The organism is Fervidobacterium sp. 2310opik-2, from assembly GCF_011057735.1.
Classification (GTDB): Bacteria; Thermotogota; Thermotogae; order Thermotogales; family Fervidobacteriaceae; genus Fervidobacterium; species Fervidobacterium nodosum.
The window spans coordinates 16,808-38,319 of sequence record NZ_LNGG01000002.1 but is presented as its reverse complement, the minus strand read 5'-3'; the positions used below and the strand labels follow the sequence as shown (position 1 = coordinate 38,319).

The following is a 21,512-nucleotide window of genomic DNA, read 5'->3' as shown; positions in this document are numbered from 1 at the left end:
TTCTTAAAAAATATCGGCCATCTTAATCTTGAAGTATCCAACGTTATTTTGGATAATCAGATCTCCCTGGATAGGAGAAAGGAATCTGAACCAAATGCCGAATTTTACATTCTCCGATGACGGAATGTACGTCCCATAAGCTGAGAAAAAGAATCTAAAATCCCACAAGTCTATAAATATCCTTCCGCCAAGCACACCCACTATCCTTCCTTCGTCAAAATCCCAACCAAGGTTCACCGTAGCTCCTTGTTCAAGAGACTTATCAGAAAATACATAAAATCCAAGTGAGTATATATTGCCAATTTGAACAAAACTTAGCTGAAGTGGGTCAATATTTGCAAATCCCCTTTTCATACTAATCGATATACGTGGATCACTTACACTAAGTTTAGATAAAGAAAATCCTTCGTAATTAAGCGCAAATGGGCCTATAGTTGTTTCACCAAATGGTAAAGCAGGTATTGAAAACCATGTTTTTGAGTATTCCGCTAAAATAGATTGTGTAGATGATATATAATAAGTCCTCTCGTAACCTGTTGTTGGTATAGAATAATTCTCATATCCAATTGTCAAAACTACACCGTATGATTGACCTACAAATGCTAACAAATTAAAATAGCTCTTATCAATTTGCCTTTTCATTGTAACAAAACCGAGTTTGTAGGATTCACTTCTTACTGCTTCATCAAAAATCCTTAATCCTGCGGCATAGTGATAGTTTTCCACAACCAAAGCTAAGTTCCATACGTTAAGAGAGAAAGAATTGTATATTCCCTGAATTTCTGGGATAATGTCATAGCTAAAAGCATTGGAAAAAACAACGATAAGAATCATTAAAACTACGAACTTTAAAACTTTAAAAGATTTTATTTTCATAAAACCCCCTCCTAGATTTACAAAAAAGTATAAATGCTTTGTCAATATCCTATCCACGGAGTAATTTGTTGAGTATATCATTGACAGTTTTTGGATTTGCCTTACCTTTTGTTTCTTTCATGACCTGACCAACGAAAAATCCAAAAAGTCCTTCTTTGCCTTTTTTAAATGCTTCTACCTGCTGCGGATTACTTTCAATGACTTTTTTTGCTATTTCTTCAATCAAAGCTACGTCATCAACTTGCTTTAAACCCTTCTGTTCAACTAATTCACTTGGCAATTTACCACTTAAAGCGCACTCTGAAAACACTTCTTTAGCGATGTTTCTTGAAATGGTTCCATTCTTTATTAAATCAAAGAGTTCAACAAAATGTTCCGGTTGAACTTTTACTTTTTCTTTCCCATGTTCGGAGTACAAACGGAATAGTTCTGTTAAAAACCAATTAGCAGTCTCTTTCGGCTCTTTTGTTTTAGCAACAACTACTTCATAAAAATCAGCAATTTCCTTATCCTCAACAAAAACCCAAGCATCTTTCTCAGATAGTTGATATTCTCTAACAAATCTTTTCAAGCGTTCATCTGGTAATTCTGATAATGTGCCTCTTATTTTCTCAATATACTCCTTGGTTAAAACGATGGGAGGTATATCTGGTTCAGGGAAATACCTATAATCGTGAGCTTCTTCTTTACTTCTCATACTGACAGTAGATTTTGTACTTAAATTCCATCCACGTGTTTCTCTTTCCACTTCTTTTCCTTCTTCCATTAAAGATTTAATTCTTTCGAATTCATACTCAAGAGCCTTTTCAACAAACTTGAAAGAGTTCATATTCTTCACTTCAACCTTGTTGCTTTGCTTCCCTGTATGAAGGTCAATAACCGAGATATTGGCATCACATCTCAATGCGCCTTTTTCCATATCGCCACTGCTAACTTCCAGATATCTAAGTAACGTCCTCAGTTTTTCCATAAACATCTTTGCCTCTTCTGGAGACTCAATGTCTGGTTCTGTAACAATTTCAGCAAGAGGTATTCCACAGCGGTTCATATCAACTAAAGAATAGTCAGCTTCGGTAATACTGTCTCCAGAATGGAGTAGTTTACCAGCATCCTCTTCGAGATGAATCCTTCTTATCCTGATTTTTTTACCTTTAACTTCAAGATAACCATATTCTGCCAGCGGGTAAAAAAACTGTGTTATTTGATAACCCTTTGGAAGATCTGGATAAAAGTAATTCTTTCTGTCAAACCTTGTATATTCGTTTATCTTACAATTTAACGCTAATGCAAGCTTCGTACCTAAATCATACATTTCTTGAGAAGGGACAGGTAATGCACCTGGTTGACCCGTACAGACCGGACAAATAGCTGTATTCGGTTCTAAATCAAAAACGTCCGCGCTACAATTACAAAAAGCTTTTGTCTTCGTGTTTAATTGAACATGTATTTCAAGACCTATTACAGGACGGTATCTATCAAATTGGGACATTAAAACACCTCCTAATTATTTTCATATCTTTTTCGTACCTTTCAGAATTTTCATGATTTCCCCAGATTTCTCTCTACCCAATCAGCAAAACCAAGTAATTTTGCATCTGAGAACCTCGGTCCCATGATTTGTATACCAACGGGAAGATTTTCGCTCTTTCCATATGGAATACTTATCGCAGGTATACCAGCCAAATTAGCAGGGATGGTAAATATATCCATCATATAGTAAACCAGCGGGTCATTCACCGAATTCACCTTAAATGCAACTATCGGCGAAGTTGGGGTTACTATAAAATCATACTTTTCGAATATGCTATACAGTTTATTCGCTATAACCCTTCTAACCTTTTGGGCTTTTTCAAAGTAGGCATCGTAATACGCTGCACTTAAATTAAACGTTCCTATAAGTATCCTCCTTCTTACCTCTTCCCCAAAGCCTAAACCTCTTGTTTTTTCATACATTTCACGAAGAGAATCAGAGGATATCCTAAGACCATATTTTACACCATCAAACCTTGAAAGGTTTGAGCTTACTTCAGATGGGGCAATTATATAGTACGTAGCAACAGAATATTTAATTTCATCTATATCAACGACATCAACATCATGACCATGCCTTGATAGTTCTTGTACAAATTCATTTACTCTATTTTTTATACCTTCTTCAACACCTTCACCAAAAGATTGTTTTGCAACAGCAATTTTCATTTTTGGTATCTGCTTACCTACAAATTGCGTAAAATCAATATTTCTATCAACAGTTGTGGCATCGTTTTCATCTTTTCCCGCTATTATATTCATAAGAATTGCACTATCTTCCACTGTCTTCGTTATTGGTCCAATCTGATCTAAAGATGAAGCAAAAGCAACCAATCCGTATCTTGAGACAAGACCATAAGTTGGTTTAAAACCTACCACTCCACAAAAGGCAGCTGGTTGTCTTATAGAACCTCCCGTATCACTACCAAGTGCGGCAATTACCTCACCAGATGCAACGGCAGCTGCAGACCCTCCGCTACTTCCACCAGCTACTCTTTCAACATCATGTGGGTTTCTCGTCGGGCCAAATGCGGAATACTCTGTACTTGCACCCATCGCAAATTCATCAAGATTAGTTTTACCAACGAAAGCATATCCACATACTCTTAATTTTTTAATAACAGTTGCATCATAAGGGGCAACGTATCCTTCCAATATCTTCGAAGCACATGTAGTTTTCATACCCTTAACATTTATATTGTCCTTTATACCAATCGGTATACCCTTTTCAATCTCATTTTTGACAGTTATAAACGCGTTAAGCCTTTCTTCCTCGCTACTTATTACTTCAAATGACCTTTCAAAAAGTTCTGTTGATTCAGGATAATTATTTAGATATTCGATGGCATCTTTAAGAGTCATTCCCTTGAATTTGTTTTTATCTATAAACTTATCCAACTCAAACACCTCCTCTACTTCAGAAAAATTATACCACATTGTTGGTAAAATTGACAGTTTATGTTAGAATATATTTGATAATTTTTTAAATAATTAGCAAAGCTTACGATGTGAATACGAGGTGAAGCAGTATGATATTTGTTGAGAAAAGTGAAAAATATTACTTTCATTACCCTTTTCCGGTCGCAATAGTGGGTTCAAAGTGCGATAATTCGATAAACTTTATGTCGGCAGCATGGCACACACAAATATCGTTTGCCCCCCCATTATACGGAGTAGCAATTTCTCCAAAAAGGTTCACAAAAGAATTTATCGAAAAATCCGGAATGTTCTCACTGAACTTCATTAAATACGATGATTACAAGCTATCTGGATTTCTTGGAAGAACTTCGGGAAAAGATTTGGATAAAATTAATTTTTTTGGTATAAAATATATAAAAGGCAAAAAATTAGATGTTCCTATTTTAGAAAATGCAATCGCTTGCTATGAATGTAAATTAATAGATAGTAAAACTTATGGTGACCACATACTCTATGTTGGCGAGATTGTTGGTATTCATTACAATGAAAATGAGTACAAAGATGGTATCTCTGATGGTTTGCTTTTATACGCTGGTAACGATATGTACACAAAATCTGAAAATACATATCTAGTAAAATTCGGTAAAGAAGAAGTAAAAAAAGAAATTGATAAGAGAAAAAAATTATAAAATTCCATTGAAAATAAAATTAAAACGGTTATGTTGGAGGTGCGATTATGAAAATATTTCTTGATACTGCAAATATTGACGAGATAAGGCAAGGAGTTGAATGGGGCATCGTTGATGGGGTTACAACCAACCCAACGCTTATATCAAAAGAAGGTGCAGATTTTGAAAAAAGAATAAAAGAAATCTGCGAACTTGTTCAAGGTCCAGTTTCCGCTGAAGTTATATCTTTAAAATGGGATGAAATGGTAGAGGAAGCCAGAAAACTCGCTTCCCTAGACGATCATGTTGTTGTTAAAATTCCAATGACCCCAGATGGCATTAAGGCCGTTAAAATACTATCAACCGAAGGAATTAAAACAAACGTTACACTTGTATTTAGTGCCAATCAGGCTTTGCTTGCCGCAAAAGCTGGCGCAACGTATGTTAGCCCATTTATAGGAAGGATTGACGATAATGGCAATGATGGTTTAAGGTTACTAGAGGAAATTATGCAAATATACACAAACTATGGTTTTGAGACAGAAGTAATCGCCGCAAGTGTAAGACATCCAATGCATGTAGTAGAAGCTGCGATGATAGGTGTTGATATAGCAACTATTCCTTTTGATGTACTTAAAAAGATGTTCTTACATCCTCTTACAGATGTTGGAATAAAAAGATTCTTACAAGATTGGGAAGAATACAAGAAAAATAAAAAATGAAATATTTAGCAAAAGCTAAAGGAGGCTAGTAAATGTATAGAACACATACGTGCGGAGAACTAAGGGGAACAGATGAAGGTAAAAATGTAATATTGTCAGGTTGGATTGAACGCATAAGAGACCTCGGTGGTGTAAAATTCATAGTTTTGAGAGATAGATATGGAAAAACTCAAGTTGTCGTTAACCCGGGTTCATCAGTGTATTCAATTGTTAACAATATCTCCAGGGAAGATGTCGTTCAAGTTGAAGGTATTGTCAGAAAAAGACCTGCAGAGGCAATTACACCTGAACCAACAGGTGAAATAGAAATCGTTGCATCTGAGCTAAAAATATTATCAAAATCCGAACTTCCACCATTCTATCCCGGTGATGATGTTTCGGAAGAAATGAGATTAAAGTACAGATATTTGGATATACGAAATCCAAAAATGATGAACAACCTTATTTTAAGACACAAACTTGCCTTTGCAACAAGAGAATACCTCTCAAATAATAATTTTCTTGAGGTAGAAACTCCATACCTTACAAAAAGTACCCCGGAAGGTGCAAGAGACTTTTTAGTACCGTCAAGGCTTAAAAAAGGAAATTTCTATGCTCTTCCTCAAAGTCCCCAGCTTTTCAAACAAATACTCATGATATCTGGTATAGATAGGTATTTCCAAATCGTTAGATGCTTTAGAGACGAAGACTTAAGAGCTGACAGACAACCCGAGTTTACACAAATAGACATAGAAATGTCTTTTGTACATATGGAAGATGTCATAAACCTTGCGGAAAACCTCATAAGATACATTTACAAAGCTATAGGTATAGAACTTCCAGAAAAATTTGACAGAATAACATACAACGAAGCCATGGAAAAATATGGCTCAGATAAACCTGATAGACGTTATGGAATGGAAATGGTTGATTTAACCGAATTTTTCAAAAACTCAGATTTTAAGATTATCAAAGAGGTTTTAGAAAGAGGCGGTTCAGTAAAAGGCTTTAAAGCTAATATTCCAATGAGTAGGAAAATCGCAGATGAATATTCAGAATTTGTAAAAGGATTCGGCCTTGGCGGAGTTTTGTGGTTTAAGCTTGAAAATGGCCAAATTACATCAACTACAGCAAAATACCTTGAAAATGAATACAAAGCTATAGCCGAAAAATACAACATGAACGAAGGAGAAGTTTTTATTATAGCTGCTCACGACAACAGAGAAAGAATGAACGAAGCCTTAGGAGCTTTAAGACTGAAAGTCGGTAAGCAATATGTAAAGGTCAGTGGTTTTGATGCACTCTGGGTTGTTGACTTTCCATTCTTAGAATGGAGCGAAGAAGAAGGAAGATTTGTTGCAAGGCACCATCCATTTACAATGCCGTATATAGAAGATCTCGAAGGTGGAGTTGAATTATCCAAGGTTAGAGCACACGCATATGATATGGTAATCAATGGTTTCGAAGTAGGAGGAGGAAGTATAAGAATACACAGAAGAGACATACAAGAAAAAGTATTTGATATAATCGGTTTAACAAAAGAGGAAGCAAAAGAAAAATTTGGTTTCTTCCTCGATGCTTTACAATATGGCGTTCCACCACATGGAGGTATCGCATTTGGTCTTGATAGACTCGCTGCAATTGCTGCAGGAGTTGATAATATAAGAGAAGTAATTGCATTCCCAAAAACATCGAGTGGAACTTGCTTGCTCACGAACGCTCCATCTGCGGTTACCCAATTCCAACTTGACGAATTAGGAATCGCATTAAGACAAAATCAATAATTTTCCTCATAGAAAAATTGGGAGGTGTTGTGGATGTCTATAAAATTTGAAAAGAAAGAACTTGCGGACAAACTCGTTGTTTCTATACATGGTGAAATCGATGCATATCATTCTGGAGAAGTAAAAAAGTTCCTCAAAGATGTTATTTCTGAAACAAAATTGAGCAAAATTGTGCTTGATATGTCTGAAGTAAACTATATTGATAGTGCTGGTCTTGGCAGTCTTGTAGCACTTTACAAAGATGCAAGGATGTCAGAAAAAGAACTTATCCTTGCTTCTCTTAAGCAAACAGTTATGAGAATATTTGAAATGACAAGATTGGACAGAGTTTTTAAGATTGTTCAGACAGTTGAGGAGGCATGATCCAAATTGCATTGTAAAATAGCAATAGACGGCCCCGCTGGATCTGGAAAGACCACTGTTGCCAAGCTAATTGCTCAAAAGCTTGGAATTGACTATTTAGACACTGGAGCTATGTACCGTATTGTCGGGTTGTATTTGCATAGCATTGGCGTAGAGCCGAAATCTACAAGTATTAAAGACATTCTGGAAAAAGTTAACATAGAATACATTGGTAAAGATTATTATTTGAATGGAAAAAAAGTGGGCGATGAAATAAGAACACCGGAAGCAGGAATGTTTGCTTCACAGTACGCAGCTAATCCAGAAGTTAGAGAATTCCTTACAAAAATACAAAAGCAAATATGCAGTAACAGAAGTATCGTTGCAGAAGGCAGAGATATAGGGACCGTAGTCATGCCTGATGCAACAGTAAAGATTTTTCTCGTAGCTTCGCCTGAAGTTCGCGCGAGACGAAGGTACGAGGAACTAAAATCCAAGAACATGGAAGTTAGCTACGAAGAACTATTAAGACAAATTGAAGAAAGAGATAAGAACGATTCTAACCGTGATGTGGCACCGCTTGTAAAAGCTCCAGATGCTATAGAAATAGATACATCAAATTTGAGCATAGAAGAAGTTGTTGAAAAAATTTTAGATATTGTAAAAGAAAGGTGCAGAATAAAATGAGTAATGAAACAAATAAAGTGAATTTAGAAATTATAGTTGGCCAATATGGCTTTTGTTTTGGTGTTGATAATGCTGTTAGAGAGATAATAGACCACTTAAATAAAGGCGAAAACCTCTTTACTGATGGCGAAGTTGTACACAATAAAAATGTTCTTGAAGAATTGAAAAGACTTGGTTTGAAGTACTCACCTCAAGAAAATGGTACTTTTGTTGTAAGGGCACATGGTCTGCCACCTGAAAAGTTGAATGAAATATCAAAAAATTACAAAGTTATCGATTTGACATGTCCAATTGTTCAGAATCTTTTTGCTCTTGGAAAGAAATTATCAAAAGAAGGATACAAAGTTGTAGCTTTTGGAAAGAAAGATCATGCAGAAATGGTAGCTTTTGCCGGACATGTAAAAAATTCTTTAGTTACTACTGAACCATTACCCTTGCCAGACAATAAAATAGCAATAATTAGTCAAACAACAAGCTCTAGCGAAAAATTTGCTTTGTTTATTGAAGAAATGAAAAAATTAAACAAAGGTAAAGAGATAAAAGTCATAAACACAATTTGTAAAGTCACCATTGAAAGAGAAGAACAAGCAAAAAAGCTTGCCCAAATTTGTAATTTCGTTGTTGTCGTTGGAGGTAAAAATAGCTCAAATACCAAAAAACTATTTGAGATAGCATATAACTATGGCAAAGCTGTACATATAGAAAGCATCAATGAAATTAACGAAATAGAAGAAATGTTGTTTAGAGAAAAATCAAAAGATATCCAAACCATCAAAATAGGTTTAATAAGTGGTACATCTACATATTCTAAAGATGTCGAACACATCTTAAAGTATCTTGTAAAAAACTACGGTGGGAGGGAACTTTACATGGAAGATTTAAACAACTTAAAACAAGAAGTCTTGGAGGAATCTTTTGAACAGCTATTAAAAGAACATGAAAACATGAATCAAGTGGGAAGGGGAAAGATTGTTGAAGGTATCGTAACAGAAATTACACCCACGGGACTAACAATTGACCTTGGTGGAAAGGTAACAGGAGTTGTTCCTTTAGAAGAACTTTTCAAAGAACTTAATGAATATAAAGTTGGTGAACAAATCAAAGTTAGAGTTGAAAAAATTAACGAAGAAGATGGAACCGCTATCCTTTCCGCAAAGAAACCTATGGAAAAGATAATATTTGATGAAATACAAAAAGCAAAAGAAAATGGAAAACCAGTAAGTGGAAAGATAATCGAAAGAATAAAAGGTGGATACAGGGTCATCCTCGAAAATGTTGTTGAAGCGTTCTTGCCCGGTAGTGAATCAAATATAAGAGAAGATGAAGAAATACCAAGAGAAAAAATGCAATTTGCCGTAATTTCTTACGAAACACGTGGTAGAAAAACAAATATCGTTGTTTCAAGAAAAAAACTTTTCCAAAAACTTATAGACGAATTCTTCTCAAATAGAAAACCGGGCGATGTAGTCGAAGGAATAGTCGAATCTATTTCTGATAATGGCGCATTTGTAAAAATCGCGGGTATAACAACGGGCTTCATACCAAATAGCGAAATATCTTACAACACATCAATTAAAGCCAAAGATGCTTTGACCGTTGGGGAAATTATGAAGTTCTTAATCAAGGAAATAAATCCTGAAAGAAAAAGAATACTTTTAAGTCTTAAAGCACTATTACCTGATCCTTGGGAAAACGTTGCTAAAAAATACCAGATTGGTCAAACTGTTACCGGAGTTGTAACATCAGTAAAACCTTTCGGCTTTTTCGTGAAAATTGAAGATGGTGTTGAAGGCTTCGTACCTATTGAAGAAGTTTTCTGGGGAAGAAAAGGGAATATAAACGAAGTCGTTAGCATCAACGATTTTGTTAAAGTTCAAATTTTAGAAATTAACCCAGAGAAACGTCAAATGAAACTTAGCTACAAAAGTGTTATCGGAGATCCTTGGGAAAAAATAGCTAAGAAATTATCCGAAGGAGATATAAGCGAAGGCAAAGTAGCAAAAGTACTTCCGAATGGTGTAATTATAGAAATCGAACCTGAAGTAACCGCATTTTGCAATATTTCTGAAGTTTCTTGGAATTTTGTCGATAACATCGAAGATGTAATAAAAGAAGGAGAAAGTGTAAAATTCCAAGTACTCAAAATCGATCCAGAAAATAAAAAAATCCGCGTTAGCATACGTAAAGCCAAGCCAAACCCTTGGAAAGCATTTGCCAATGCTCATAAAGAAGGAGACATTATTAAAGTAAAAGTAATAAAAGCTGTAGAAAAAGGTTACATAGGTCTTTGTGAAGAAATAGAAGTGTACATTCCGAAATCACAAGTTTACGAAAATTTAAATTTGGGCGATGAAATAGATGGTAAAATAATTAAGCTTGAAGAGCAAAAAGATATTTACAAAATTATCGTTAGCCCAAAAGCATACGAAAACTCACTGGCAACTAATAAAAATGAATCGAAAGACTTTGAAGGAGTAACGTTGGAGGGAAAAATTTCTGATGCAAACGCCGTCAGTGAAGAAAAACAAAATACCAACAGTTATTTTAGTAGGGAAGAGTAACGTTGGTAAATCAACCCTTTTTAATAAACTCGTTGGAAAAAGAAAATCAATAGTAGCAGATGAAAATGGTACAACCAGAGACGCGGTCGTAGACCGCGTCGTTTGGTATGATAAGACATTCCAATTAGTTGATACTTGCGGTATTTTTGAAGGAAAAAACGATGAAATTTATGAAAAAAGCAAGGAAATAACTATAAAATCACTTTCAGAAGCAGATTTAGTCATCTTTGTGGTCGATGGAAGGAAAGGGCTTTCTTCAGAAGATTACACAATAGCTGACTTGATTAGAAAATCAGGGGCGGAGGTTATTTTGGCCGCCAATAAAGTTGAAAATGAAAAAATTTATCAGAAAAATCTTCCGGATTTTTTTTCATTAGGTCTTGGCGAACCGTTTCCAGTTTCAGCTGAGCAAAGTAGGAATCTTGATGAACTTATAGAAACAATCATTAATAAACTTACATCAAAAGGTCTTGAATTAACTGCCAGTGAATACGACGAAAATATAATAAGAGTAACGTTAGTTGGAAAACCAAATGCAGGTAAATCTTCTCTTTTCAATATGATTGTAAAAGAAGAGCGGGCTTTGGTAACACCTATCGCTGGTACTACGCGGGATATAATAGATGAAATAGTTCAAATAAATAACAAAAATTATTTGTTCGTTGATACTGCGGGATTAAGGAAGAAAAGTAGAATAGAGGATTTTATTGAACGTGTAAGTACAATGAGAACAATTGATTCAATAGAACGATCCGATGTTGTTGTACTTGTTATAGACGCTACAGAAGGTATAACTCGACAAGACCAAAGAATAGCAGGACTTGCCGAAAAAAACGGAAAAGCCACCGTTATTGTTTTCAACAAATGGGACTTAGTGAAACACGCAGACAAAAGAGTTAAGGAATACATAGATCAAGTAAATGAAAAATTGTATTTTATAGACTATAGTCCCGTTGTATTTACAAGTACCGTCAGCAAAGTTGGTTACAAAGAGCTTATAAACGCTATAAACAAATCATACGAGTCGCTGCACAAAAGAGTTCCAACAAGTGCCATAAATTCTGCAATTCAGAGAATGATTATAAAACCACCACATGGTTTAAAATTGTACTACGGATTACAAGTTGATATAAGACCTCCTACATTTCTTTTCTTCGTAAACAAAACTGAAGTACCAGAGAGTTTTCAAAATGCAATTAGAAGAACAATCAGAGAAAATATAGAGCCATTCGTTGGCGCACCGATATTTTTAAAATTCAAAGAAAGAGAATAAGTAAAAAAACAGTGAATTTGAGGAGCAAAAATGGAAGAGTTTGAAAGTTTAAACAACGAATTCCTTCAAGAACTTGGCAAACTTTTAAAAGAAACTAATTGCCCAGAATGTGTAAAATGCGGATGGTGTTGTAAACATACCATCTGTTATTATGGTGAATGGGATTACGAGAAAAATCAATGTAAATTTCTAACAGAAGATAACTTATGCAGTAAATACGATGAAATCGTAGCGTTAGAAGAAGATATGAGATTAGAAATTAAACTTTTCGGTAGTGGATGTTGCTTAAATTACTCAAATCCAGACAGGTTGAAAATAATAAAACAAAGAAATAAAAAATTAGAAGATTTTTAAATAAAGAGGTGTAAACGTGGTATGCTAAGCAGTCAGAAAATAACAAAAGTTATTATGAAAAGAAATGTAACAATAGCTTTAATTGTATCAATAGCTTTTGCTGTTGTCTTTCTTGTGTGGCTTGGAAATTACATTTCAAAAGAGTCGTTTAAAACACACGAAACAATAAGTAAATCCTTCCAAAGTGTAGTTGATACAATTTCAAATACCATTTTAATGAACGAAGAAGAAATAGATATGCACATAAATTCCGGTTTATCGCTCGCAAAACAACTACTGGAAAACGGTAATTACAATAATTTAAATGATGTAAAGAAAATTTATCAATTTTCACTCTCAAAAAAATTTGTTGATATAGACGTCGTAATATCTAACAAAGAAGGCTCTATAATTGCAGCTACGGGCTATTATTCAAACTTTAGCTTTCTGAACTTCAAACCCATTGAAACTAAAATTAGCAACGCAGATATCACTGAACAATATCCGAAACTTCTTTCATTTGTTGGTTCAACAAGACGATTGGCGCTCCATACATGGGTAAAATTCAAAGATAACTTTATAGTATTTGCATTTTATTTAAATCCTGAGTTTTACGAAAAACCTATTGAGGCATTTACAACTAACAAAATAGGAAACATAAAAGATATAGCCATATATGTAAATGACAAAACCCGATTGGATACTTCTCAAACATCATTAGACAACAAAATATCCGAGGTACAATCCGAAAAGGAAATTCATCAATTTTTGAAAGTGACATTCTACAAAAAATTCATACTTTCCAAATATGATACAATTACTACACCATTGTATTTAAGAATTACAATGGAATATTTTAATTATCTATACATAAGCTTATTGTTTATTTTGGTTTTTGTTGGTACAATGCTCATTTTTACATACACATCTTCAAAATCATCTGTTGATCCGTTCATTAAAGACTTAGAAAAATTGGACACCGCTGTCCGAGAAATAGGCAATACCGGTATACTACCACCAGCTGGAAACTTTGTTTTAGCCGAAAGTCAAGAATTCTACGAAACACTCTCTGCAATACTTCAAGAACTAAGTGCAACAATGGAAGAATTGGAGGCAACAAATGAAGAACTTGAACGAGCGTACAATGATATCACCAAAAAAAGTGAAGAATTTAAAAAACTATTGCTTAACATATCGGAAAGATTAGCAATTATAGCCGAAGGATACGATGAAAATACTGGTCAGCATGTATTCAGGGTTAAATTGCTTAGTGGGTTTCTTGCAGAAAAGATTGGTTTAGACGAAGAAACAATTGAAAAAGTCAAGATGTTTGCAAGTTTACATGATATAGGAAAAATCTTTGTCCCGAAAGAGATTCTCCAAAAACCTGGAAAATTAACAGCTGAAGAATGGGAAATTATGCGTCAACATACAATATATGCCAAAAGAATCTTAGATGTACCTGGTTTTGAAAGCGCGCTAAACATCGCGCTTTATCACCATGAAAATTACGATGGAACAGGTTATCCGTTCGGTCTCAAGGAAAAAGAAATACCTATGGATGCCCATATAGTAAAACTTGTTGATGTCTACGATGCCCTAAGGTCTTCAAGACCATACAAGAAAGGATTTACTCATGAAGAAGCAATGAATATAATATTAAACGGCGATGGAAGAACTTCACCTGAACATTTTGATCCAAAACTACTCGAAGTTTTCAAAGAATATGAAGCTGATATAAATAGACTTTGGGAAAGTATAAAATAAGAAAACATCCACCTAAAAAGGTGGATGTTTTTCTAACGCTTAGTGCGTTTTAAAAAGCACTATTTTTACTTGCTTCAAATAAAGCGTCTAATATAACTTTCTCGATATTTCTATTCTCTTCTGAATTGTAAACCTTGAAACCTAACGAAAATTGAATATCAAAACCAGAATTTAAAAGTTTCTCCCTCAAAATCCTCCTAAAACTTTCCAAAACAAATGCAGCATATGAGAATAATATAATAACATACTCATTTTCACTATATTTAAATGCAAAATCCCCTTCTCTTATAACATTATTCAAAACATTCTCAAATATATTTCTATTCTTCTCTTCAAGATTTTCTACCTTAACGACTAGGACTGAAAGTAATCGATTCTCTCTTTTCGCCAACTCTGAGTACTTTTCCGATAAAATTATTCCAAAGGTTTTGCTGTATATTTTATCATTTAATACAACATTTTCGTTACTACTTTTTACTATACCCTCTCTAAATCCCTCAATTTTTCTTTCATATTCCCTCTTTAATTTTTTCATGCTGATTTTGTGTGACAAATACACAACTCCTAACGAAGCTATAAGAAATACTATAATTATAATCCAAAGATATCCAGGTACCTCAAATTTTTTATTTTCTTTCATTAAAAAGTAGCTATTAAAAAGCTTTTCAAACTCACCATTGGATTTTAGGTTCCTGATAGTTCTATCTATTTCCTGGACAAAAATATAATCTATGTCCTTCTTAAAAGCAAATTTCAGCAAGACAGGTGAAAGAACATAACTTGTTTGCCGAACATTTGGTACTTTTTCACTATTTACTAAATATGAAAGCCTACTAACAACTCCAAAGTTATACTTACCATCGTTGACATTTGAAAGAACATCATAGTAAGTATCAAACTCATCAAAGTAAATTTCTATTCCAAAACTATTCATCAACTTCTTAAATTCGTTGTAATATATATCTCCTCGGTTAACCGCTACTTTCTTCCCATTCAGTTCTTGAATATCTTTAAATGGAACATTAGTTACAAGAACCCCCCAGTTTGTTAAAACCGGTTCTTCGTTGAATTTATAAATATTTCTACGCTCTTGAGTATCGGTAACAACCGTAAGTATGTCTATTTTTCCCATTCTTAACTCTTCTAGTAAACCATTGAATTCTCCAAAAACAAACTCAATTTTTTCAGACTTAACATCAAACGTTTTTTTCAATATATCTATAAACAAACCCTTGGGTTCTCCGTTTTCTTCGTAGCATAGTGGAAAATTATCATAGTAACCTATTTTTAAACCAAAGGTTTGAATACAAAAAATAAACGAAACCAGAGTCGCTAATATTACTGATTTTAAGGCGTTATTTTCAACATTTTTCATATTATCACCTCTCATTTTTAACGCTTACAGTGTTCATTAAATTTCTAATTTACGAATATATTTTACCACAATTCCTCTTGACTTATGAATTTAATATGATAAAATTCCATAGGTCAATGCCAAGTCATCACTTGGCAAAATTCTCACGCTAACCGTTTCCTACCCCGGTGCTTTGCTTAAAAAGCAAAGTCGGTAGGTGAAAGGTGGCGGAGGAAAAAACCAAATTCATGGAGGTGTAGGTATGCCAGTAGTAACTATGAAACAACTTTTGGAAGCAGGTGTACACTTTGGCCATAGGACACAAAGATGGAACCCAAAGATGAAACCTTACATTTACGGTGCAAGAAAAGGTATTTACATCATCGACCTTCAAAAGACAGTTAAACTCATCGATGAAGCTTACGATTTTGTCAGAGATGTCGCAAGCAAAGGTGGAACAATCCTTTTTGTTGGAACAAAGAAACAAGCACAGCAAGTTGTCAAAAACGAAGCGGAAAGATGCGGCGGATTCTACGTTAACAACAGATGGCTCGGTGGACTTTTGACAAACTTCCAAACAATTCAATCAAGAATCCAACGCCTTATCGAACTTGAAGAAATGGAAGCAAACGGTGAACTTGACAAACTTCCAAAGAAAGAACAAAGCAAACTCAGAAAAACACTTGAAAAGCTTAGAAAGAACCTTGGTGGTTTGAAAAACATGAGAGGGCTTCCTGATGTAATATTTGTTGTTGACCCAAGGAAAGAAAAAATAGCAGTAGAAGAAGCAAATTATCTTGGAATACCAATTGTCGCGATGGTTGATACAAACTGCGACCCAGATCCAATTGATTACGTTATCCCCTCAAACGATGACGCGATAAGAGCAATAGCTTTGATTGCTTCAAAGATTGCGGACGCATATCTTGAAGGAAGAGAAGGAGTACCATATTCATCTGAAGAAGCAGCGGCTCAACCTGAAGAGAAAATCGAAGAAATTGAAATAAACATACCCGAGGGTATCGGTGAAGAAGAAATATAAAAATTCATAGTAAAAACAGCCTTTCCAAATGGAAAGGCTGTTTTTTCTCAAATAACTATCTCACAAGTTTGGATTCTTGAACCTTCATCTTAGTGCTTAAAAAAGAATTTCCAAATAGTGCAACTAAAATCATTACCATCCCCAATATCTGCAAAGGCCGAATCACTTCGTTTCTAATAATGCTCCCTGCTAATACAGAAACGATAGTCGTCAAATTTGAGAAAAGGGAAGAAATCGTCGGCGAGACCTTACTAACCATGAAATTTACCAAGAAAAAAGCAACCGTTGAAGACAAAATGCCAAGGTAAAGAGCACTTATTATAACCGGTTTTGCGAAATTCAATGTAAATTGTCTAGTAAAAATACTTAAAGACGTAAAAAACAAAAATCCGGTTACCATCATAAAAAATGTTATCTCTTCAGGCTTGAATTGTTTTGAAAGTTTCCTTGAAAAAATATTATAAAACGCGGCTGAAAAAACAGCACCAAGAATTAATAATTTACCAAATAAAGAGCCAGACATTTTCTCACCATAGCCTATTATTAAAACAACCCCGATAAAGCTCATAAACGCAAAAACAATTTGAAACCATTTAATTTTTTCTTTCAATAAGAAAGGCGAAAGAACAACTATAACAATTGGAATCATAGCTATTAGCATTCCTGCTTCGGAAGAAGCCGCAAATTTTAAGCCATTTGTCTCAAAAATAAAGTAAAGAACAGGCTGGAATATAGCTACTTTCCATAATTTCCAATACGGTTTTTTTTCGAGTTTTACAATTCGAGATGAGATTAATACCAACATGGCAACAGTCGCAACGAAAAAACGGTACGAAAGAAAGGTATAAACAGGAACGTAATCAAGAGCGTTTTTTGTAAAAAGGAAAGAAAGACCAAATATAAAAGACATAGCTAAACCTGATAAGATAACTCTGATGTCCAACCTAAACACCTCCGAAGAAATACATATAAATACACAAAAGTTCGTATAGCGAATATATTTTTTAATATATTATACTATCATTAATTAAAAAAGAGAACTCCCAATCTTAAAAGATTGGGAGTCTCTTTGAAATTTTTCTTTCACTTTATATTACTTTCCTTCAATTTGTTTTCTTATTTGTGGAAATTTCTTTTCGGCTTCCGCTAATTTTTTCTGGAAAATAGTCCATGATTCTTTTATAACCTTATTAGCTTTTTCTTGAGTCTCTGCTGCAACAGCTTCAGGTTGAGTTGCACCTGCTCTGATTTTCTCGTTGACTGGGAATATAATATCCCAAATAACTTCAACCCATCCCGGTACTACCTTCCACATATCAACTCTAACGGTCTTATCAAGATTCTTAAGCATATACTTAATCCCATTTGGTATCTTCATTTTTTCGAAATAATTTATAACATCTGGGTGCATTGTGGCAGGTATGAACCAATCGATAAGTCTTCCTTTTTCTTCACCTTCAGACTCAAAGAGTTTTAATCTTGCTACAACTCCTCTTGGATCGTATGTGAGAAATCTTGCGAATAAGAACGCTTCTTTCGGATATTTTGTTGTTGAGGTAACGAATGTATAATTAACATGTACAGGGAACTTCTGACCAATCTTTTGATCGTAAGGAAGTGGGTAATAATCAAAATTCCAAGGTACTGTTCTTAGCCAGCTCCAATCGTACGTTGCTTCAAATCCCATAAGAACTTTTGACTCTCTGAAAGCATCCGCGTCTTTACCAAACTTCTTTTGGTAATCGTCAAGCTCTCCTTTGTTTCTTGCTTCTTGATTAATCATATAGTCTGAAACAAGACCTGGTATAGATTTAAGCTCTTTTTGAAGCTTTATAGCAGGTATCCATCCACCTTTTACAAGATCAAATTCCCATTTCTCTGGATCAAAACTCCAAAATGTAGTGTGGTCACTAAGTACAGCAGCCATAAAAGTATCAAATTCCCAAAGTTGGTTTATTCCTGAATATTCTCTCGTTGTGGCTCTTCTAGCATAATTTTTGAAAAGATCAACTGTCCACTCTTCATACTTTGGAACTTGTAAGTTGAGTTTTTTAAGCAAATCAAGATTCAAAACAATACATTCAAAATGCAATCTTTCGCCTAAAGCATACGTTTTACCATTGTACTTAAATGCGTTTCGCACACTATTTGGAACATACTTTATATATGGGTCATCTTTAAAAAATTCATCTAATGGATAAACCCAACCTTGTGAGACAGGATATGATAATGGTTCCCAAGATTCGGCTATAACATCTGGTAAAACCTGCTTAGCAGAGGCTCTTGCTGTAAGAAAACTGTTTACTTCCGGCTCGTTTACAACCAATTTAACTTCTATATCCGGATAGTACTTATTAAACTCCGCGATAAGCTTCTTGTACCTGTCAACATTCCAACTCCACACAGAAACTGTTATCGTTGCCTTCGCAAAGATGCTGATGGAAAATAAAAGCAGAAACATCATTAAAAATACTCTTGAGTACCTTTTCATCCTCTCAACCTCCAGTATTCTTCTGAGAAAGTTCCAAATCTAGATATGTCAGCTATAAAACATAATAGAAGTCTTTTATATAAGCAAATAAAAAATACTTTTATGCCAAAGCTTAGTATTTTACTTAACTGGCGAAACTGAAACATCATCAAAGTAAAACGTTGTCGGCTCACCTTTTCCAAGCTCAAGACTTAGAGTCACTACTGGGTCACCATTTTCTGGATGGGTATATTCGAATGTAAATGTCTGCCATTCTTTTGTCAAGTCAAGTTGCTTTTCAAAATATGTACCATACGGTGCGCCAGTTTGAACCAGTTTCAAGTTTATAGAACGCGGAACATCCGTCTTTGCCTTAAGAGAAATTATGTATTTTCCACCTTTTCTAAGTTTTATCCACTGGTTAAATTGTATGTGCCATGTTTCAGTACCAGTATCTCCAACAACGATGTACCCATATCCATCTTTAACACCGTATTCTGATACCTTAGCTGAACTAATACCATACTGGGCTGCTTGCCATATCCACCATTCAGATGGCATGCTTCCTTGATCGTTGACTATTTTGTAACTAAAATCTCCATCGTTGACTAAATTATCCGGTTCTTCTTCATCGAACTCGTATTCAACAGTCTCAACAGGTTCTTCTTCAGTTCTGTACTCTGGTGGAATTTCCGACTTATCAATTGGTTTAATTACAACATCTGAAAAATAAATAGTTGTTACTTCCTGTCTTCCAAGTTCAAAGCCAAACGTTACAGTTTCATCCGCTCTGTCAGGGTGAGTGTAGTAAAATTCATAAGTCTTCCATTCTTGTGTTAGTTCTATTGTTTGCGAGAAATAATTTGTCCATGGATCGTGAGTTTGGAGTATTTTCACATTAACTTTTCTTGGTTTATCCGCCTTGGCTCTGAAATAAATATAATAGCTCTGTTTTGGTGTTAAATTAACCCATTGATTGAATTGTATGTGCCATGTATCAGAACCAACATCCGCAAGTTTTATGTGCACATAACCATCTTTAACACCATAGCTCTCAACCTTTCCACTGCTGACACCGTACTTTGCAGCTTCCCAAAGCCACCAATCATATGGATTCTTTTGTTGATCGTTTGTTATGGGAACTAAAAACCTTCCGTTATTTACAACACTTGTACTTGAAACATTTCCACCAAACACGAAAGACGAAATCAAAAAAAGAGCACTTGTTAATAGCAAAAACTCCGCAACTCTTCTCATATTTTCACACCTCCAAATTCCTAAATAGTTAAATTAACTTTTATCACAGTTAAAGATTTTAGAATTATTCAGAAAAGTTTTTCCACCGAACGTTTAGTATTATACTAATGTAACCTGTTACACACAAAACTTTGAAAAATTAAACATTTAATAACAATTAAATGAAAAAATGCGAACTATAGTTTTTAATTCTCGATTTATCTTTATTTTTTATACACCCCTAGCATTTGAGCAACTGTAAAAATCGAGAGTTATTACTCTAAAAGATTGACAAAAAGAGCATTTGTGGTATAATTTTGGCAGATGGATAATAAGTTTGCTAACATAAGTGATAATTTTCAAAGCAACGAAAATCTAACAAATAAAAAAGTAAAATTCAAGCACTGAGGAGGTGCTTTTATGGATATTACAGAACGCCAAAAAAAGATACTTTACTGCATTGTTCAGGATTACATAAACACAAAAACTCCGGTAAGTTCTAAACGTGTGCTTGAGAGCGCTATTATAGGGCGTTCTGGCGCAACTATACGAAATGATATGAATAGGCTTATGAGGGCTGGTTACATTTATCAACCACACACATCCGCTGGAAGAGTTCCTACCGACAAAGGGTTACGTTTTTACGTTAGTGAATTGAAAAAAATACGTGATGAAATAAAGTCGAAAAGCACACATGTTGACACAGCGGCTAATTTTCCAATAGGTGATATGGAAAAAGTTCTCACCGGCGCGGCAAAATTGCTAAGCTCTTCAACTAAAGGCATGGTAATTATAGAAAAACCAAATCCTCTAAACCTAAGAGTAAAGAGAGTTGTAATTACACCTGTTAGTAAGAATTTTTCAATAGTGAATATAGTTACCTCGCTTGGTTTAAGCTCTTCAATACCACTTCAACATGGCGAAATTGAAAATGTAGCACACGTTGAGGAAATACTTAACAAGGTTATCTCTGGACTTACTTTGAATGAGTTTAAAACAAGAATTAAAGAAATAATATCCAAGATAAATAATTTCAAAGAATTCGATTTTTCAGAAATGGGGAAAGGGTTTTTGGAAATAACTGAGAGATTGTCTATGGAGAGATACGAAGATTACATTTCAGAAGGACTGTATAATTTGTTGTCTAATGACAGAATAAACCTTAAGAAGTTGCAAAATATACTTGGCTATGTTTCCAGTGAAGATTTTTACAAAGACGTTTTTGAATTGGAAAGCGATATATACATAGGTAAAGAACATAGCTTAAGATTTTTAGATGATTTCTCAGTAATTTTAGGTGATTTTTACGCAGAATCAACACCAATTGGACGTATCGCTGTTATATTTGACAAGTATGGAAAGTACGATCAAATAATAGATAGCTTTGAATTCATGCTTAACAGATTGACAGAATACTTCACAGTTGTATCAAGAAATGTGTAAACAGACAAGAATAAGAATATAAAGGA

18 protein-coding genes are annotated in these 21,512 nt (G+C 34.5%); 11 read left to right on the top strand and 7 right to left on the bottom strand.

Annotation, left to right across the window (positions count from 1 at the left end):
* Positions 1-3: 3 nt before the first annotated feature.
* The 3 genes from AS161_RS01000 to gatA are packed head-to-tail and all read right to left on the bottom strand — an operon-like array spanning position 4 to position 3,843.
* The gene (locus AS161_RS01000; RefSeq protein ID WP_241241295.1) at positions 4-876 is read right to left on the bottom strand and encodes a hypothetical protein; all 873 of its coding nucleotides are present in this window, start codon (positions 874-876) and stop codon (positions 4-6) included.
* Positions 877-925: 49 nt separating this feature from the next.
* A complete protein-coding gene (gene gatB / locus AS161_RS00995) occupies positions 926-2,365 on the bottom strand; it encodes an Asp-tRNA(Asn)/Glu-tRNA(Gln) amidotransferase subunit GatB (RefSeq protein WP_164541462.1) in 1,440 nt (479 codons plus the stop codon).
* A 50-nt stretch (positions 2,366-2,415) separates the two neighbouring features.
* Positions 2,416-3,843 carry an Asp-tRNA(Asn)/Glu-tRNA(Gln) amidotransferase subunit GatA gene (gene gatA, locus AS161_RS00990; protein WP_164541461.1) on the bottom strand — a complete coding sequence of 476 codons (1,428 nt, stop codon included), beginning with the start codon at positions 3,841-3,843 and terminating at the stop codon, positions 2,416-2,418.
* Positions 3,844-3,935: 92 nt separating this feature from the next.
* Here gatA and AS161_RS00985 point away from each other — a divergent pair, with 92 nt between their 5' ends.
* Genes AS161_RS00985 through AS161_RS00945 form a run of 9 tightly spaced genes read left to right on the top strand, consistent with a single transcriptional unit; the run spans position 3,936 to position 13,941 of the window.
* Positions 3,936-4,514 (top strand): flavin reductase family protein, encoded by a 579-nt coding sequence (locus AS161_RS00985; protein WP_164541460.1) that lies wholly within the window; start codon positions 3,936-3,938, stop codon positions 4,512-4,514.
* A gap of 47 nt (positions 4,515-4,561) precedes the next feature.
* A complete protein-coding gene (fsa, locus tag AS161_RS00980) occupies positions 4,562-5,215 on the top strand; it encodes a fructose-6-phosphate aldolase (protein ID WP_164541459.1) in 654 nt (217 codons plus the stop codon).
* Between the two features lie 32 nt (positions 5,216-5,247).
* Positions 5,248-6,978, top strand: a complete 1,731-nt coding sequence (gene aspS, locus AS161_RS00975) for an aspartate--tRNA ligase (RefSeq protein ID WP_164541458.1) — start codon at positions 5,248-5,250, stop codon at positions 6,976-6,978.
* A 33-nt stretch (positions 6,979-7,011) separates the two neighbouring features.
* A complete protein-coding gene (locus tag AS161_RS00970) occupies positions 7,012-7,341 on the top strand; it encodes an STAS domain-containing protein (RefSeq protein ID WP_011994388.1) in 330 nt (109 codons plus the stop codon).
* Positions 7,342-7,347: 6 nt separating this feature from the next.
* Positions 7,348-8,007, top strand: coding sequence for a (d)CMP kinase (gene cmk / locus AS161_RS00965; RefSeq protein ID WP_011994389.1), 660 nt, complete (start codon positions 7,348-7,350; stop codon positions 8,005-8,007).
* Positions 8,004-10,568 carry a bifunctional 4-hydroxy-3-methylbut-2-enyl diphosphate reductase/30S ribosomal protein S1 gene (locus AS161_RS00960; protein ID WP_164541457.1) on the top strand — a complete coding sequence of 855 codons (2,565 nt, stop codon included), beginning with the start codon at positions 8,004-8,006 and terminating at the stop codon, positions 10,566-10,568. The genes cmk and AS161_RS00960 overlap by 4 nt, the downstream gene beginning before the upstream one ends.
* The gene (gene der, locus AS161_RS00955) at positions 10,537-11,841 is read left to right on the top strand and encodes a ribosome biogenesis GTPase Der (RefSeq protein WP_164541495.1); all 1,305 of its coding nucleotides are present in this window, start codon (positions 10,537-10,539) and stop codon (positions 11,839-11,841) included. Before AS161_RS00960 ends, der begins: the two co-directional genes overlap by 32 nt.
* A gap of 30 nt (positions 11,842-11,871) precedes the next feature.
* A complete protein-coding gene (locus tag AS161_RS00950; protein WP_164541456.1) occupies positions 11,872-12,195 on the top strand; it encodes a hypothetical protein in 324 nt (107 codons plus the stop codon).
* 21 nt (positions 12,196-12,216) lie between these two features.
* The gene (locus AS161_RS00945; RefSeq protein WP_164541455.1) at positions 12,217-13,941 is read left to right on the top strand and encodes an HD domain-containing phosphohydrolase; all 1,725 of its coding nucleotides are present in this window, start codon (positions 12,217-12,219) and stop codon (positions 13,939-13,941) included.
* Positions 13,942-13,990: 49 nt separating this feature from the next.
* Here AS161_RS00945 and AS161_RS00940 read toward each other — a convergent pair whose 3' ends face one another.
* Positions 13,991-15,316: a transporter substrate-binding domain-containing protein gene (locus AS161_RS00940; RefSeq protein ID WP_164541454.1), complete on the bottom strand. Its 1,326-nt coding sequence runs from the start codon at positions 15,314-15,316 to the stop codon at positions 13,991-13,993.
* A gap of 241 nt (positions 15,317-15,557) precedes the next feature.
* Here AS161_RS00940 and rpsB point away from each other — a divergent pair, with 241 nt between their 5' ends.
* Positions 15,558-16,337, top strand: coding sequence for a 30S ribosomal protein S2 (gene rpsB, locus AS161_RS00935; RefSeq protein ID WP_011994395.1), 780 nt, complete (start codon positions 15,558-15,560; stop codon positions 16,335-16,337).
* Between the two features lie 55 nt (positions 16,338-16,392).
* Here the strand turns inward: rpsB and AS161_RS00930 are convergent, their stop codons facing one another.
* The 3 genes from AS161_RS00930 to AS161_RS00920 form a co-directional block, all read right to left on the bottom strand.
* Positions 16,393-17,280 (bottom strand): DMT family transporter, encoded by an 888-nt coding sequence (locus AS161_RS00930; RefSeq protein WP_164541453.1) that lies wholly within the window; start codon positions 17,278-17,280, stop codon positions 16,393-16,395.
* 150 nt (positions 17,281-17,430) lie between these two features.
* The gene (locus AS161_RS00925; protein WP_164541452.1) at positions 17,431-18,828 is read right to left on the bottom strand and encodes an extracellular solute-binding protein; all 1,398 of its coding nucleotides are present in this window, start codon (positions 18,826-18,828) and stop codon (positions 17,431-17,433) included.
* A gap of 120 nt (positions 18,829-18,948) precedes the next feature.
* Entirely contained in the window at positions 18,949-20,064 is a 1,116-nt protein-coding gene (locus AS161_RS00920; protein ID WP_241241294.1) for a carbohydrate binding domain-containing protein, read from the bottom strand.
* Between the two features lie 399 nt (positions 20,065-20,463).
* Between AS161_RS00920 and hrcA the strand changes: the two genes are divergently transcribed.
* Entirely contained in the window at positions 20,464-21,486 is a 1,023-nt protein-coding gene (gene hrcA / locus AS161_RS00915; RefSeq protein WP_011994399.1) for a heat-inducible transcriptional repressor HrcA, read from the top strand.
* Positions 21,487-21,512 lie beyond the last annotated feature (26 nt).

Excerpts from the sequence above, each read along its gene's own strand:
- AS161_RS01000 (WP_241241295.1), bottom strand. The coding sequence starts at position 876 with ATGAAAATAAAATCTTTTAAAGTTTTAAAGTTCGTAGTTTTAATGATT.
- gatB (WP_164541462.1), bottom strand. The coding sequence starts at position 2,365 with ATGTCCCAATTTGATAGATACCGTCCTGTAATAGGTCTTGAAATACAT.
- gatA (WP_164541461.1), bottom strand. The coding sequence starts at position 3,843 with ATGTGGTATAATTTTTCTGAAGTAGAGGAGGTGTTTGAGTTGGATAAG.
- AS161_RS00985 (WP_164541460.1), top strand. The coding sequence starts at position 3,936 with ATGATATTTGTTGAGAAAAGTGAAAAATATTACTTTCATTACCCTTTT.
- fsa (WP_164541459.1), top strand. The coding sequence starts at position 4,562 with ATGAAAATATTTCTTGATACTGCAAATATTGACGAGATAAGGCAAGGA.
- aspS (WP_164541458.1), top strand. The coding sequence starts at position 5,248 with ATGTATAGAACACATACGTGCGGAGAACTAAGGGGAACAGATGAAGGT.
- AS161_RS00970 (WP_011994388.1), top strand. The coding sequence starts at position 7,012 with ATGTCTATAAAATTTGAAAAGAAAGAACTTGCGGACAAACTCGTTGTT.
- AS161_RS00960 (WP_164541457.1), top strand. The coding sequence starts at position 8,004 with ATGAGTAATGAAACAAATAAAGTGAATTTAGAAATTATAGTTGGCCAA.
- AS161_RS00950 (WP_164541456.1), top strand. The coding sequence starts at position 11,872 with ATGGAAGAGTTTGAAAGTTTAAACAACGAATTCCTTCAAGAACTTGGC.
- AS161_RS00945 (WP_164541455.1), top strand. The coding sequence starts at position 12,217 with ATGCTAAGCAGTCAGAAAATAACAAAAGTTATTATGAAAAGAAATGTA.
- AS161_RS00940 (WP_164541454.1), bottom strand. The coding sequence starts at position 15,316 with ATGAAAAATGTTGAAAATAACGCCTTAAAATCAGTAATATTAGCGACT.
- rpsB (WP_011994395.1), top strand. The coding sequence starts at position 15,558 with ATGCCAGTAGTAACTATGAAACAACTTTTGGAAGCAGGTGTACACTTT.
- AS161_RS00925 (WP_164541452.1), bottom strand. The coding sequence starts at position 18,828 with ATGAAAAGGTACTCAAGAGTATTTTTAATGATGTTTCTGCTTTTATTT.
- AS161_RS00920 (WP_241241294.1), bottom strand. The coding sequence starts at position 20,064 with ATGAGAAGAGTTGCGGAGTTTTTGCTATTAACAAGTGCTCTTTTTTTG.
- hrcA (WP_011994399.1), top strand. The coding sequence starts at position 20,464 with ATGGATATTACAGAACGCCAAAAAAAGATACTTTACTGCATTGTTCAG.